At 71.3% G+C, this 13688-nt stretch carries 10 protein-coding genes; 3 read left to right on the forward strand and 7 right to left on the reverse strand.

Features of this window, described 5'->3' with window-relative positions; genetic code table 11:
* Positions 1-4: 4 nt before the first annotated feature.
* The 6 genes from AC2RP6_RS28820 to AC2RP6_RS28845 form a co-directional block, all read right to left on the reverse strand.
* Positions 5-1735, reverse strand: coding sequence for a branched-chain amino acid ABC transporter permease (locus AC2RP6_RS28820; protein ID WP_486448818.1), 1731 nt, complete (start codon positions 1733-1735; stop codon positions 5-7).
* Between the two features lie 5 nt (positions 1736-1740).
* A complete protein-coding gene (locus AC2RP6_RS28825; protein ID WP_486448819.1) occupies positions 1741-2673 on the reverse strand; it encodes a branched-chain amino acid ABC transporter permease in 933 nt (310 codons plus the stop codon).
* A gap of 116 nt (positions 2674-2789) precedes the next feature.
* The gene (locus tag AC2RP6_RS28830) at positions 2790-4022 is read right to left on the reverse strand and encodes a branched-chain amino acid ABC transporter substrate-binding protein (RefSeq protein WP_136234319.1); all 1233 of its coding nucleotides are present in this window, start codon (positions 4020-4022) and stop codon (positions 2790-2792) included.
* A gap of 542 nt (positions 4023-4564) precedes the next feature.
* Positions 4565-4966 (reverse strand): hypothetical protein, encoded by a 402-nt coding sequence (locus tag AC2RP6_RS28835; protein WP_486448820.1) that lies wholly within the window; start codon positions 4964-4966, stop codon positions 4565-4567.
* Positions 4967-5284: 318 nt separating this feature from the next.
* Positions 5285-5776: a PaaI family thioesterase gene (locus AC2RP6_RS28840; RefSeq protein ID WP_486448821.1), complete on the reverse strand. Its 492-nt coding sequence runs from the start codon at positions 5774-5776 to the stop codon at positions 5285-5287.
* Between the two features lie 54 nt (positions 5777-5830).
* On the reverse strand, positions 5831-8101 hold the full coding sequence (locus AC2RP6_RS28845) for an FdhF/YdeP family oxidoreductase (RefSeq protein ID WP_486450485.1): 2271 nt from the start codon (positions 8099-8101) through the stop codon (positions 5831-5833).
* Between the two features lie 200 nt (positions 8102-8301).
* Here AC2RP6_RS28845 and polA point away from each other — a divergent pair, with 200 nt between their 5' ends.
* Positions 8302-11025: a DNA polymerase I gene (gene polA / locus AC2RP6_RS28850; RefSeq protein ID WP_486448822.1), complete on the forward strand. Its 2724-nt coding sequence runs from the start codon at positions 8302-8304 to the stop codon at positions 11023-11025.
* Between the two features lie 39 nt (positions 11026-11064).
* Here polA and AC2RP6_RS28855 read toward each other — a convergent pair whose 3' ends face one another.
* Positions 11065-11970 (reverse strand): DUF4184 family protein, encoded by a 906-nt coding sequence (locus AC2RP6_RS28855; protein ID WP_486448823.1) that lies wholly within the window; start codon positions 11968-11970, stop codon positions 11065-11067.
* Between the two features lie 184 nt (positions 11971-12154).
* Between AC2RP6_RS28855 and AC2RP6_RS28860 the strand changes: the two genes are divergently transcribed.
* Entirely contained in the window at positions 12155-13390 is a 1236-nt protein-coding gene (locus AC2RP6_RS28860) for a lytic transglycosylase domain-containing protein (protein WP_486448824.1), read from the forward strand.
* Between the two features lie 156 nt (positions 13391-13546).
* Complete coding sequence (locus AC2RP6_RS28865; RefSeq protein ID WP_350994938.1) at positions 13547-13687, forward strand: SPW_0924 family protein; 141 nt, start codon at positions 13547-13549, stop codon at positions 13685-13687.
* The last annotated feature ends 1 nt before the right edge of the window (position 13688 follow it).

The following is a 13688-nucleotide window of genomic DNA, read 5'->3' on the forward strand; positions in this document are numbered from 1 at the left end:
TCGTTCACGCCCCCGCCTTGGCGGTGGCCAGGTCCGTGGGGGCCTGGTCAGCGGTGTCGTCGTGGAACTCGAGCTGCGCGCGCTTGTTGGCGATGAGGCCTTCAGGGCGGAAGCGCATGAGCAGGATGAGGGCGATGCCGAAGGCGAGGAGCTGGTAGTCCTGGAGGAAGGCCAGCTTCGCCGGGATCAGGAAGAGGAGTGCGGCGCCGAGGATGGGGCCGCGGATGGTGCCCATGCCGCCGAGGATGACGGCGGCGAGGAGGAACGCGGAGTTCGGCGGGACGGGCCCGGCGAAGACGTAGTTCTCGGGGACGACCGTGGTGTTGACGTGTGCCTGGACGGTGCCGGCGAGGCCGGCGAGGGTGGCGCCGAGGGCGAAGGCGATGAGCTTGACCTTGAAGCCGTTGATGCCCATGGCTTCGGCGGCGGTCTCGTCCTCGCGGATGGCGACCCAGGCGCGGCCGATGCGGCTGTTGCCGGCGCGGGCGAAGACCAGGACGACCAGGGCCATCACCAGCAGCATCAGGAAGTAGTAGTTGGCGTAGGCGCCCAGTTCGATGCCGGCGACGACGTGGGACTCGCCGAAGTTCCACCCGAAGATTTCGAGGTGGGGGATGTTCGGGATGCCGTTCGGGCCGTTGGTGACGTCCGGGCCGGAGGTGCCGTCGAGGTTGCCCATGGCGATGCGGAAGATCTCTCCGAAGCCGAGGGTGACGATGGCGAGGTAGTCGCCCCGCAGGCGGAGGGTCGGTGCTCCGATGACCACGCCGAAGACGAGCGAGACGAGGGCGCCGACGATGACCGCCGCCCAGAAGGGGAGGTGGATGCCGAAGGCGGAGGCGGTGCTGCCGGAGACCAGGGCGGCGGCGTAGGCGCCGACGCCGAGGAAGGCGACGTATCCGAGGTCGAGGAGACCGGCGAGGCCGACGACGATGTTGAGGCCGAGGGCGACGGTCGCGAAGATCAGGATGTTGACCGCGATCAGCGTGTAGGTGTCGCCGCTCTGCTGGATGAACGGGAAGGCGATCGCGGCGGCCGCGGTGCCGAGGAGGGTGACCTGGCGGTTGTTCGCGGTGAGGACCGAGAAGCGGGCGAGGAGGCCCGACTTGTTCAGGGCGAGGGCCGCGAGGCCGACCGTGATCAGGTAGGCGACGAAGAGCTGCGGCTCCTTGTCGTCGGTGTCGATGCCGAAGGTGATGACGAAGAGACCGAGGGCGAAGACGCCGGTGATGACGAGGATTTCGGCCCAGGAGGGCAGCTTGCTCTTGGCGGGGGCCGCCTTGCGGCTGTCGTCGGGGAGCTTGTACGCGGCGAGGGCCGGGACGAGGGAGCCGACGAGGGCGACGTAGGCGCCGGGTTCGAGGTTGACCACGCCGCCGAGGACGACGGTGATCGCGATGACCGTGAACCAGGTGGCGGCCAGGTTGCCGAGGGCGAGGAACCAGACGGCCTTGCGGGCGCCGGCGGGGGTGAGCCAGCCGAAGCCCTTGACGCCGAGCGCGGAGAGCGCGTGGACGAGGGTGAGGGCGGCTCCGGCCAGGGTGATGTACTGCAGGTCGGCCGGGCTGCCGTAGAAGGTGAGGTCGCCGGGGAAGTCGGCGGTCCACGTCCAGGCGAGGAAGGCGCTGACGATGGTGAGGAGGCTGCCACCGACGATCGCGTAGAGGAGCGCGGCGGGTGCGGGTGCCGTCTTCGCGGTCTGCGTCTGCGTCTGCGGGGTGGTGTCTGTGGTCATGGTTCTCACGCCCGATCCGTGACGCGCTGGCCCAGCAGGCCTTGGGGCCGCACGAGGAGGACGACGATGAGGAGCACGAAGGCCCAGACGTTGGACCAGGCTCCGCCGCCGAGCTGCTGCATGCCGGGGATCTCTTCGATGTAGGCGATCGAGAGGGCTTCGGCGAGTCCGAGGACGACGCCGCCGACCATGGCTCCGTAGATGTTGCCGATGCCGCCGAGGACGGCCGCGGTGAAGGCCTTGAGGCCGAGGATGAAGCCCATCTCGAAGTTGATCTGGCCCTTGTCGAGGCCGTAGGCGACGGCGGCGACGGCGGCGAACGCGGCACCGATGGCAAAGGCCATGACGATGATGCGGTCGGTGTTGATGCCCATCAGCTTGGCGGTGTCGGGGTCCTGCGCGGTGGCCTGCATGGCGCGGCCGCTGCGGCTCTTCTGGACGAAGACGCCGAGGGCGAGCATGCAGAGCGGGGCGAGGATGAGGACGAAGAGGTCCGCACGCTGGATCGCCAGGCTGTCGGTGATCTTGAAGGCCGCTCCCTTGAACTCGGGGAAGCTGACCGCCTTCTTGGCGTCCGGGTAGAACTGCCAGACGAGCTGCTGGAGCGCGATCGAGAGGCCGATTGCGGTGATGAGGGGTGCGAGCCTGGGAGCGCTGCGCAGGGGGCGGTAGGCGAAGCGTTCGGCTGCGCATGCCACGGCGACGGAGCAGATGGCGCCGCCGACGATCATGACGGGTATCGCGATCAGCAGGGTGGTGCCGGTCGGGAGGATGGCGTAGGCGGTGAGCGCGCCGAAGCCGCCGATCATGAAGATCTCGCCGTGGGCGAAGTTGATGAGCTGGACGATGCCGTAGACCATGGTGTACCCGATGGCGATGAGGCCATAGAGAGCACCGAGGGCCAGGCCGTTGGCCAGCTGTTGCGGCAGTTCGTGCACCGCAGGGCCTCCGATGAGCGTGTCGGATAAGACTCCGCGCGAGGGCACTGTTTGCGCCCTCGCGCGGCGTTGGTTCAGGTGTTGCGGGTGTTACGGGTGCTGCTGGGTGCTACGGCTTACTGGTTGAAGGTGTCGCTCTTGACGTCGACCCACTTGCCGCCCTCGACCTTGTAGACGGTGAGCTGCTTGTTGGTGGTGTCGCCGTACTGGTCGAAGGCGACCTTGCCGGTCACGCCCTCGAAGGAGACCTTGCCGAGAGCCTCGACGACCTTGGCGCGGGCGTCGTCGGGGAGCTTGCCGCTGTTGGCGGCGACGACGGCCTTGACGGCCTGGATGACGGCCCAGCCGGCGTCGTAGGAGTAGCCACCGTAGGCGGCGTACGGGTCCTTGTAGCCCTCGGCCTTGTAGTCCTCGATGAACTTCTTGGCGGTGTCGAGCTTCTCGACCGGGTAGCCGATCGAGGTGGCGAGGTCGCCCTCGTTGGCCTCACCGGAGGCGCTGATGAAGGCGGGGTCCTGGATGCCGTCGCCGCCCATGAGCGGGACGTTGGCGCCGGTCTTCTTGATCTGGTCGGCGAGCAGGCCGCCCTCGGGGTACTGACCGCCGAAGTAGACGGAGTCGGCGCCGGAGGACTTGACCTTGTCGGCGGTGGAGGAGAAGTCGGTCTCCTTCACGGTGACGTGGTCGGTGCCGGCGACCTCGCCGCCGAGCTTCTTGAACTCGTCGGCGAAGATCGCGGCGAGGCCGGCGCCGTAGGTCTGCTTGTCGTCGACGATGAAGACCTTCTTCTTGCCGGCGTCCTTGAAGAGGTACTGGGCGGCGAACTTGCCCTGGACCACGTCGGTGGCGGCGGTGCGGAAGTAGGTGTCGAAGCCGCGCTTGAACTCGCCCTTGCCCCAGTTGTCGCCCTGGCTGAGCGCGGGGTTGGTGTTGGCGGGGGAGACCTGCGCCAGCTTGGCGGAGGCGAAGACGCCCTGCATCTGCTGGGCGACGCCGGAGTTCAGCGGGCCGACGACGCCGAGGACGTCCTTGTTGCCGACGAGCTTGGTGGCGTTGGCCTGGCCGGAGGCCGGGACGGCCTGGTCGTCGAGGGCCTCGACCTTGAACTCGATGCCCGGGACCTCGTTGTTCTTGTTGGCCGTCTTGGCCGCGAGGTCGACGGAGTTCTTGATGCCCTGACCGAGAGCGGAGAGGGATCCGGTGAGCGGGGCGTCGACGCCGATGACGACGACGGTCTTCTTGCCGCCGCTGTTGTCCTTGGAGCCTCCGTCGCGCGATCCGCAAGCGGTGAGGGTCAGTGCTCCCGTGGTGATCACGGTGGTGAGGATGAGCAAAGAACGGTGTCGCACGATTCTTCCTTTCCCTGGCGCGGCGCGCTCTGTCGAGGTGCCGTTGGGTCGCCGGGCCGCACTGGAGAGGTCCACGGCCGTGCTGATTCGCGCCCTGCGGCGCGGTGACTGGCCGTGACTCTAGGGCCGAGGTGGCGAGCACCGGGAGGCGGGAAAGGAGGATGTGACGCTCTTGTTATGCCAAGGCCAAGAATGCGTGGTGGGAGTTTAAACAAAACGGACATTTAGGTACGCCTGAGATCGTCCGCATCGTGAGAAATACCTGTTCCCCTAAGGCGCTTGAGGGCTTCATGCTCCTGTCTTGGATCAAATTCAGCCGAATGTGGCTGCGCGTGTCCGGAAGAATCCAACGGGTGGCCATTCTCAAGGGAAAAGACGGATTCCGACCGTCCTGGGCATTACGCAGGGTGATGATTGCGGCCGCGTGTCGGAACTGTGAACGATCTTGTCCCGATGGCGGCATGGCCTCCCACCTGCGGTTCGACTCCGCGGCGCGGTGTGACCGGAAGACGGACAGCGTGCTCGGAATGCGGTGACGCCGGTCACATCGGCGGGCGCCAGTTCTCCGAGCTGCGGGTCGCGCCGCCCTGTGCGGCGCAGCGCTGCGCGACGAAGCGGTCGATCAGCTCAAGTGCCTTGTCCCGTCCGGCAGTTCGCTCCTCGACGCGGCCCGCGGCCACCGCGTCCTCGTGGATGGCGTACTGGTCGTTGGAAAGCCCCTTCTGTTCCCAGTCGAGGCCGGACCACGTGGTGCCCAGGAGGGTCTCCTTCGCCCAGTAGGACACCAGGCTCGTGCACACCTGTACGGGCGAGGCGGGGGTGGCCGGGGAGGGGCTCGCGGAAGCCGCCGCGGGGGGTGGCGCGGAGGAAGAGCATCCGGTCAGGGCGAGCGCCGCGAGGAGGATGTGGGCGGCGTACCGGGCCGTGCGTGGCATGGTCCCCATGGGGGGACGGTAGGCGGTGGCCACCTGCGAGACAACAGGTGGCGCCGCGCAGCGTGCGGACTGGCGGATTCCGGGCGGTTGCGGGCCGGGTCGGGCCGGGTCGGTCCCGGCCGCCGGGCAGCTGGCCCCCCCCCGGCTGGCCCCCCCGGCTGGCGCCCCCGGCTGGCGCCCGGCGGCTGGCCGCCCGGCGGGGGCGGGCGGGCTGTGCGCGAGGTGGCGCGGAGGACCGCGCGGGGACGGGCGCGGGCCCGGATCCACCGCCGGCGAAAGGCGGGGTCCGGGCCCGGGGAGGCCGTGGGTGCCGCGGCCCGCGGCCGGTCAGGACCCGGCGTGGGCCTCGGCGCCGCCGGCGACCTGGTCGACGTCGCGCAGCAGGCAGGTCAGGCGGGCGGTGCAGATCCGCTTGTCCTGCTCGTCGGTGATGACGATCTCGAAGGTCGTGGTCGAACGGCCGCGGTGCACGGGGGTGGCGACACCGGTGACGATGCCGGTGCGGGCGCCCCGGTGGTGGGTGCAGTTCAGGTCCACGCCGACGGCGATCTTCTTGATGCCGCCGTGCATCATGGCGCCGATCGAGCCGAGGGTTTCGGCCAGTACGGCGGAGGCGCCGCCGTGCAGCAGTCCGTAGGGCTGGGTGTTGCCCTTGACGGGCATCGTGCCGACGACGCGGTCGGCGGAGGCCTCCAGGATGCGGATGTCCATGCGCTCGCCGAGGTCGCCGGCCGAGAACAGCGCGGGCAGGTCGACGCCCAGGGCCGCGTACTCGTCGAGGACCTCCTGCGGGAACTTCACTGCGTGCTGCTCACCCATGGTCAGGCTCCGTTCGTCAACGCTCGTTAACCTTCATGTCCTGAGGTCGTTCTATCAGGCCGGTTCGAAGCGGACGACGACGGACTTGCTGGCCGGGGTATTGCTGGTGTCCGCGGTGGAGTCGAGCGGGACCAGCACGTTCGTCTCGGGGTAGTAGGCGGCGGCGCAGCCGCGGGCGGTCGGGTAGTGCACGACGCGGAAGCCCGGTGCGCGCCGCTCCACGCCGTCCTTCCACTCGCTGACCAGGTCGGTGTACGAGCCGTCGGCGAGGCCCAGTTCGGCGGCGTCGGCGGGGTGGACCATCACGATGCGGCGGCCCCCCGTGATGCCGCGGTAGCGGTCGTCGAGGCCGTAGATGGTGGTGTTGTACTGGTCGTGGCTGCGCAGGGTCTGCAGGAGCAGCCGGCCCGGCGGGACGCGCGGGTACTCGACGGGTGCCGCGGTGAAGTTGGCCTTGCCCGTTGTGGTCGGGAAGCGGCGTTCGTCGCGCGGGGCGTGCGGGAGGCGGAAGCCCTCGGGGCGGGCGGCCCGGGCGTTGAAGTCCTCGAAGCCGGGGACCACGCGGGAGATCCGGTCGCGGATGGCGGCGTAGTCGCGCTCGAACTGCTCCCAGGGGGTGGCGGAGGCGGTGCCGAGGACGGCGCGGGCCATGCGGGCCACGATGGCCGGTTCGGAGAGCAGGTGCGGGGAGGCGGGGGCGAGGTTGCCGCGCGAGGCGTGGACCATCCCCATGGAGTCCTCGACGGTGACGAACTGCCGGCCCGAGGCCTGGACGTCCTTGTCGGTGCGGCCGAGGGTGGGCAGGATCAGGGCGCGCCGGCCCGTGACCGCGTGGGAGCGGTTGAGCTTGGTGGAGACGTGCACGGTCAGGGCGGTGCGGCGGATCGCGGCCTCGGTGACCTCGGTGTCGGGGGTGGCGCCGACGAAGTTGCCGCCCATGGCGAAGAGGACCTTGGCGCGGCCGTCGCGCATCGCCTCGATGGAGCGGACCACGTCGTAGCCGTGCCCGCGGGGGGAGGTGATGCCGAATTCCGCGTCGAGGGCGTCGAGGAAGGCGGGTGCGGGCCGCTCGAAGATGCCCATCGTGCGGTCGCCCTGGACGTTGGAGTGGCCGCGGACGGGGCACACGCCGGCGCCGGGGCGGCCGATGTTCCCGCGCAGCAGGAGGAGGTTGACGACCTCGCGGATGGTGGCGACGGCGTGCTTGTGCTGGGTGAGGCCCATGGCCCAGCAGACGATGGTGCGCTTCGAGGCCAGCACCATGGTCAGGGCGCGCTCGATCTCGGGCCGGGTCAGGCCGGTCGCGGTGAGGGTCTCCTCCCAGTCCGTCTCCTTCACGGCCGCGGCGAGGTCCTCGTAGCCGTGGGTGTGCTCGCGGATGAACGCCTCGTCGGTGGCGCCCCCGGTCTCGATGACGAGCTTGTTGAGGAGGCGGAAGAGGGCCTGGTCACCGCCGATGCGGATCTGGAGGAAGAGGTCGTTGAGGGCGGTGCCCCGGAGCATGCCGACCGGGGTCTGGGGGTTCTTGAACCGCTCCATGCCGGCCTCGGGCAGCGGGTTCACCGAGATGATCTTCGCGCCGGCGGTCTTGGCCTTCTCCAGGGCGGAGAGCATGCGCGGGTGGTTGGTGCCCGGGTTCTGCCCGGCGACGATGATCAGGTCGGCCTGGTGGAGGTCTTCGAGGGAGACGCTGCCCTTGCCGATGCCGATGGTCTCGGTGAGCGCGGAGCCCGAGGACTCGTGGCACATGTTGGAGCAGTCGGGCAGGTTGTTGGTGCCGAACTCGCGGGCGAAGAGCTGGAAGAGGAACGCGGCCTCGTTGCTGGTGCGGCCCGAGGTGTAGAAGAGGGCCTCGTCGGGGGAGGCGAGAGCGGTCAGCTCCTCGGCGATGACGGCGAAGGCGCGTTCCCAGCTGACCGCCTCGTACCGCTCGCCGCCCTCGGGAAGGTACATGGGCTCGGTGATGCGGCCCTGCTGGCCCAGCCAGTAGCCGGAGCGGGTGGCCAGATCGGCCACCGGGTGCGCGGCGAAGAACTCCGGGGTGACCCGGCGCAGGGTGGCCTCCTCCGCGACGGCCTTGGCGCCGTTCTCGCAGAACTCGGCGGTGTGCCGCTTGTCGCCCTCGGGCCAGGCGCAGCCGGGGCAGTCGAAGCCGTCCTTCTGGTTGACCTTGAGGAGGGTGCGGGCGGTGCGGGCCAGGCCCATCTGCGCCCCTGCGATCCGCAGGGTGTGGCCGATCGCGGGCAGGCCGGCGGCCGCGTGCTTGGGCGGTGTGACCTGCGGCGCGTCCTGTACCGGATCGCCTGTGGGCGGCTTGGTCGCCATCGCGCTCCCCTTCGAGCGTACGTACGTGTGCAGCACGGGTGGCCGCATGCTTCGATCCTTGCACGATCCACGGGTCCCGGGGGAGGGCGGTCCGGTGTCCCCGGCGCCCGGGCGGGTGCGCCGGGGGCGTCCGGTGGGGTGGATGCGCCGGGGGAGGCGACGGGCCGGAAATGTCGGTGGGGGCGCCTAGGATCGGGGACGTGGCAGATTCAGCATCGAAGAAGACGGACCAGACGACCGCAGCGGACCGCCCCCGCCTGATGCTCATGGACGGGCACTCCCTGGCGTACCGGGCGTTCTTCGCGCTGCCCGCGGAGAACTTCACGACCGCGACGGGCCAGCCGACCAACGCCATCTACGGCTTCGCGTCGATGCTGGCGAACACGTTGCGCGACGAGGCGCCCACGCACTTCGCGGTGGCGTTCGACGTCTCGCGCAAGACGTGGCGCTCGACGGAGTTCCCCGAGTACAAGGCGAACCGTTCCAAGACGCCCGACGAGTTCAAGGGGCAGGTCGAGCTGATCGGCGAGCTCCTCGACGCGATGAAGGTGCCGCGGTTCGCGGTCGACGGCTTCGAGGCCGACGACGTGATCGCGACGCTGGCGACGCAGGCGGAGGCCCTCGGCTTCGAGGTGCTGATCGTCACCGGCGACCGGGACTCCTTCCAGCTCGTCTCCGAGCACACCACCGTGCTCTACCCGACCAAGGGCGTCTCGGAGCTGACGCGCTTCACGCCGGAGAAGGTCGAGGAGAAGTACGGCCTCACCCCGCAGCAGTACCCGGACTTCGCGGCGCTGCGCGGCGACCCGTCCGACAACCTCCCGGGCATCCCCGGCGTCGGCGAGAAGACCGCCGCGAAGTGGATCATCCAGTTCGGGTCGTTCGCGGAGCTGGTGGACCGCGCCGAGGAGGTCAAGGGCAAGGCCGGGCAGAACTTCCGGGACCACCTGGAGGCGGTCAGGCTCAACCGGGTCCTGACCGAGATGGTCAAGGACGTGGAGCTGGCCAAGGGCCCCGCCGACCTGGGCCGCCTGCCCTACGACCGGGCCGCGGTGACCGGTGTGCTGGACGTGCTGGAGATCCGCAACCCGTCGCTGCGCGAGCGGCTGCTGGCCGTCGACCCGGGCGCCGCCGAGCAGGAGGCCGCCCCGGCGCCCGCGGCCGGCGTGGAGCTCGACGGTTCCGTGTTGGGCACGGGCGAGCTGGCACCGTGGCTGGAGAGCCATGGCGGCGGCCCGCTGGGCATCTCGACCGTCGACAGCTGGGCGCTCGGCCAGGGCAACGTCAGCGAGGTTGCGCTGGCCGCCGCCGGCGGAGCCGCCGCCTGGTTCACCCCGGCCGAGCTGGACGAGGGCGACGAGCGGGCCTTCGCCGCCTGGGCCGCCGACGCGGCCCGGCCCAAGGTCGTGCACAACGCCAAGGGCCTGCTGCGGGTCTTCCCCGAGCACGGCTGGGGCCTGGCCGGCATCACCATGGACACCGCGCTCGCCGCGTACCTGGTCAAGCCGGGCCGGCGCTCCTTCGCGCTGGACGCCCTGTCCACGGAGTACCTGCACCGCGAGCTGGCCCCGGCCGCCGCCGACGGGCAGCTGGCCTTCGGCGCCGACGAGACCGCCGAGGCCGAGGCCCTCATGGCCCAGGCCCGCGCCGTCCTGGACCTGGGCGACGCCTTCACCGGCAAGCTCGCCGAGGTGGGCGCCGCCGAGCTGCTGCACGACATGGAGCTGCCCACCTCCGAACTGCTCGCCCGGATGGAGCGCGCCGGCATCGCCGCCGACCGCGACCACCTGGAAGCCATGGAGCAGCAGTTCGCGGGAGCGGTGCAGCAGGCGGTCAAGGAGGCGCACGCGGCCGTCGGCCACGAGTTCAACCTCGGCTCGCCCAAGCAGCTCCAGGAGGTCTTCTTCGGCGAGCTGGACCTGCCGAAGACGAAGAAGACCAAGACCGGCTACACCACGGACGCCGACGCGCTGGCCTGGCTGGCCACGCAGACCGACCACGAACTGCCGGTGATCATGCTCCGCCACCGGGAGCAGGCCAAGCTGCGCGTCACCGTCGAGGGCCTGGTCAAGACCATCGCCGCCGACGGCCGGGTGCACACCAGCTTCAGCCAGACCGTCGCCGCGACCGGCCGGCTGTCCTCCACCGACCCGAACCTGCAGAACGTACCGGTGCGCACCGACGAGGGACGCGCCATCCGCCGCGGCTTCGTCGTCGGCGAGGGCTTCGAATCCCTGATGACGGCCGACTACAGCCAGATCGAGCTGCGCGTGATGGCCCACCTCTCCGAGGACGAGGGCCTGATCGAGGCGTTCGCCACCGGCGAGGACCTGCACACCACCGTCGCCTCCCAGGTGTTCGGCGTGGAGCGCGACCAGGTCGACGCCGAGATGCGCCGCAAGATCAAGGCGATGTCGTACGGCCTGGCCTACGGTCTGTCCGCCTTCGGCCTCTCCCAGCAGCTGGGCATCGAGCCGGCCGAGGCGCGCGGGCTGATGGAGACCTTCTTCGAGCGGTTCGGCGGGGTGCGGGACTACCTCCAGCGCGTCGTGGACGAGGCCCGCGCCACCGGATACACGGCGACGATCTTCGGCCGCCGCCGGTACCTGCCCGACCTCAACAGCGACAACCGCCAGCGCCGCGAGGCCGCCGAGCGGATGGCCCTCAACGCCCCGATCCAGGGCACCGCCGCCGACATCGTCAAGGTCGCGATGCTGCGCGTGGACAAGGCCGTCGCGGAGGCCGGGCTCCGGTCGCGGATGCTGCTGCAGGTCCACGACGAAATCGTGCTGGAGATCGCCCCCGGCGAGCGCGAGCGGGTGGAGGAGCTGGTGCGCCGCGAGATGGGCGCCGCCGTCGAGCTCCGCGCCCCGCTCGACGTGTCGGTGGGCGTCGGCACGGACTGGGAGTCCGCCGCCCACTGACCTGCACGAGGCAGCGCGGCGCCCGTCCCCGCCACCCGCTCAGGCGGTGGGGACGGGCGTCCGCGTTTCCTCGCCCGTCTCCCCGCCCGTCTCCCCGCCCGTCTCCCTGCCCGTTTTCTCGCCCGCCGCAGGCCGCCCGCCGCGGCGGTGGCGCAGCCGGACCAGCACCCCGTAGAGCAGCAGGCCCACGGCCAGCCCGCCGCCCGCCCCGAAACAGATGGTCGGGATGATGTCGAGGGGCGTACGGATCCGGTCGAAGAAGGTGAAGAAGCGGATCACCCGCACGGCGATCCCGGCCGTCACGCACGCCGCGATCAGGGCCAGCCAGCCCCAGTACTCCCCGCGTCCCAGCACCGGCACGTCCGCGGGGGCCGGGGCGGCGGGGAGCCGGCGCAGCGCCGTTGCGGTGAACCAGAGCAGCGCACAGGCCGCGGCCGCCGACGTGCCGTACTGCAGGAAGGTGTAGGGCGGCAGTCCCAGGGCGACGGGCTCGCCGAGCCACGGCATCGCGTTCGTTCCCCAGCGGTCCATGTGCGTGAAGCTGTCCCACACCACGTGCGTGAGCGAGCCGATGACCGCCGAGACGTAGAACCAGGCGGCCAGCGCGGGCGGTCGGCGGCCCCCGCGCCACTCCTCACCCCGTACGAAGGCGTACGCCCTGCCCCGCCCGGCGCGCGGCAGGAGGGCGATCAGCGGCTCGCGCAGCAGCAGCCAGCAGCCCACGAGCACGGCGGTGAGCAGCGCGTCCAGGGTGAGGACGCCGGGCAGCGAGTGTGTGAAGGCGCCGTACGCCATGACGCCCTCGACGATCGCGTCCGTGAAGTAGAAGGTGTCGGGTGCGAAGGAGCCGAGGACGAGGGCGGAGGCCACGAGGGCGCCGCGTGCGCGCCCCGTCCGGCGGACGGCCGGCAGTACGGCCGCCGCGTGGCTGAGGGTGAAGGGCATGGCACCTCTCCTGGACGTTCCGTGCGCGTTCCTTTACTTCGGGCCAATGCTGCCGAAGGGTCCCGACAGTATGCGTGACCGCTACATGGACGTGGGGATGTGGTGAATTCCGCGGCGCTGTCCGTGCCCTCCCAAGGCAGTTGACGTAGGGTCACGCGGACGTCGAGGGGGAGGGGTCCGGCTCATGTCGTCCATATCTGGCGGACGCGGCCGCCACAGGCTGTACCGGGGTGCGACGGCGGCCCTGGTGTGCGCCCTGACGGCCGCCGCGCTGACCGGCTCGCGCGGCCCGTCCCCCGTCGTCCCGGAAGCGGTGTCGGCGTCGGGCCCGGCGGGTGCGCAGCCCCGGCCGGCGGACCCGAGCGGCGGCGACTCGTCGTACTTCACCGAACTCCCGCCGCTGGTCGGCCCGGAGCCGCCGGCCGTGGTGCTGCCGGACGGACCGCCCGGGCCGGGGCCGCAGGAACAGCCGTCGCCGCAGTCGGCGACGCCGGTCGCCGTGGGCGGGGCCGCGCAGGGGATACCGGCGAGCGTGCTCGCGGCGTACCAGCGGGCCGAGCGGACGGTGGGGCGGAGCGACCCCGGCTGCGGACTGCGCTGGCAACTCCTCGCGGCCATCGGCAAGGTGGAGTCCGGCCAGGCGCGCGGCGGGCAGGTCGACGCCGCCGGGACCACGCTGCGGCCGATCCTCGGGCCGGTGCTCGACGGCAACGGCTTCGCGAACATCCCGGACACCGACGGCGGAGCCTACGACGGGGACGCGCGGTACGACCGGGCCGTCGGGCCCATGCAGTTCATCCCGTCGACGTGGGCGGCGTGGGGCCAGGACGCGGACGGCGACGGCCGCCGCAACCCGAACAACGTGCACGACGCGGCCCTCGCGGCCGCCCGCTACCTGTGCACGGGCAGCCGGGACCTGCGCGTGGACGCGGACCTGGACCGGGCGGTGCTGTCCTACAACCGGTCGACGGAGTACCTGCGGACGGTGCGGTCCTGGTTCGCCTACTACCTCCAGGGCACGCACGAGGTCCCGGACACCGGCGGCACGGCACCGGGCACCCCCGCGAAGCCGACCCCCGGGCCCGCCCCGAAGCCCACGCCGAGTCCCACCCCGGACCCGACGCCCACTCCGTCGCCGGACCCGTCTCCCACGCCGACGCCGACGCCGACTCCCACGCCGACTCCGTCCCCTACGGACCCGACGCCGACTCCGACGCCGACGCCGACTCCGACCCCGACTCCCACGCCGACGCCGACCCCCACGCCGACGCCGACCCCAAAGCCCACCCCGTCGGGAAGCCCGGCCCCGAAGCCCTCACCGAGCGCGACCGGTGCGGCGCGGCCCACTCCCACGCCCACGGCCTCCGCGAAGTCCGGTGCCACTCCCGCACCGAGCCCCACCGCGACGCGTACCCGGTAGGGCAGCGCCGGGCACGGCGGTCCGGTCCGGTCCGGTCCGGGCCGACCGGTCCCGCCCGGTCGCTCACCGGTGAGGCGCGCGAGACGGTTCTCATCTCGGCCACGCGTTGCTACGGTGCCCCATCTCTGACGCCTCATCAGATTCCGGAGCCCCGGCATGCGCGCATTCGTCGCCGCCGTCATCGGCCTCGCGGCCGCGCTGGCCCTCGTGTTCGCCGTCACGGCGTTCGGGGTGCCCGAAGGCGAGACCTCACCCAAGCCGCTGCTCACCACCGCGCCCCCCGCGCCCGGACAGTAGA

This window comes from Streptomyces sp. WAC03905 (assembly GCF_057371075.1).

What these genes read in the sequence shown, in the direction of transcription:
- AC2RP6_RS28820 (WP_486448818.1), bottom strand. Translation starts at nt 1,735, where the DNA reads ATGACCACAGACACCACCCCGCAGACGCAGACGCAGACCGCGAAGACG.
- AC2RP6_RS28835 (WP_486448820.1), bottom strand. Translation starts at nt 4,966, where the DNA reads ATGGGGACCATGCCACGCACGGCCCGGTACGCCGCCCACATCCTCCTC.
- AC2RP6_RS28840 (WP_486448821.1), bottom strand. Translation starts at nt 5,776, where the DNA reads ATGGGTGAGCAGCACGCAGTGAAGTTCCCGCAGGAGGTCCTCGACGAG.
- AC2RP6_RS28845 (WP_486450485.1), bottom strand. Translation starts at nt 8,101, where the DNA reads ATGGCGACCAAGCCGCCCACAGGCGATCCGGTACAGGACGCGCCGCAG.
- AC2RP6_RS28855 (WP_486448823.1), bottom strand. Translation starts at nt 11,970, where the DNA reads ATGCCCTTCACCCTCAGCCACGCGGCGGCCGTACTGCCGGCCGTCCGC.
- AC2RP6_RS28860 (WP_486448824.1), top strand. Translation starts at nt 12,155, where the DNA reads ATGTCGTCCATATCTGGCGGACGCGGCCGCCACAGGCTGTACCGGGGT.
- AC2RP6_RS28865 (WP_350994938.1), top strand. Translation starts at nt 13,547, where the DNA reads ATGCGCGCATTCGTCGCCGCCGTCATCGGCCTCGCGGCCGCGCTGGCC.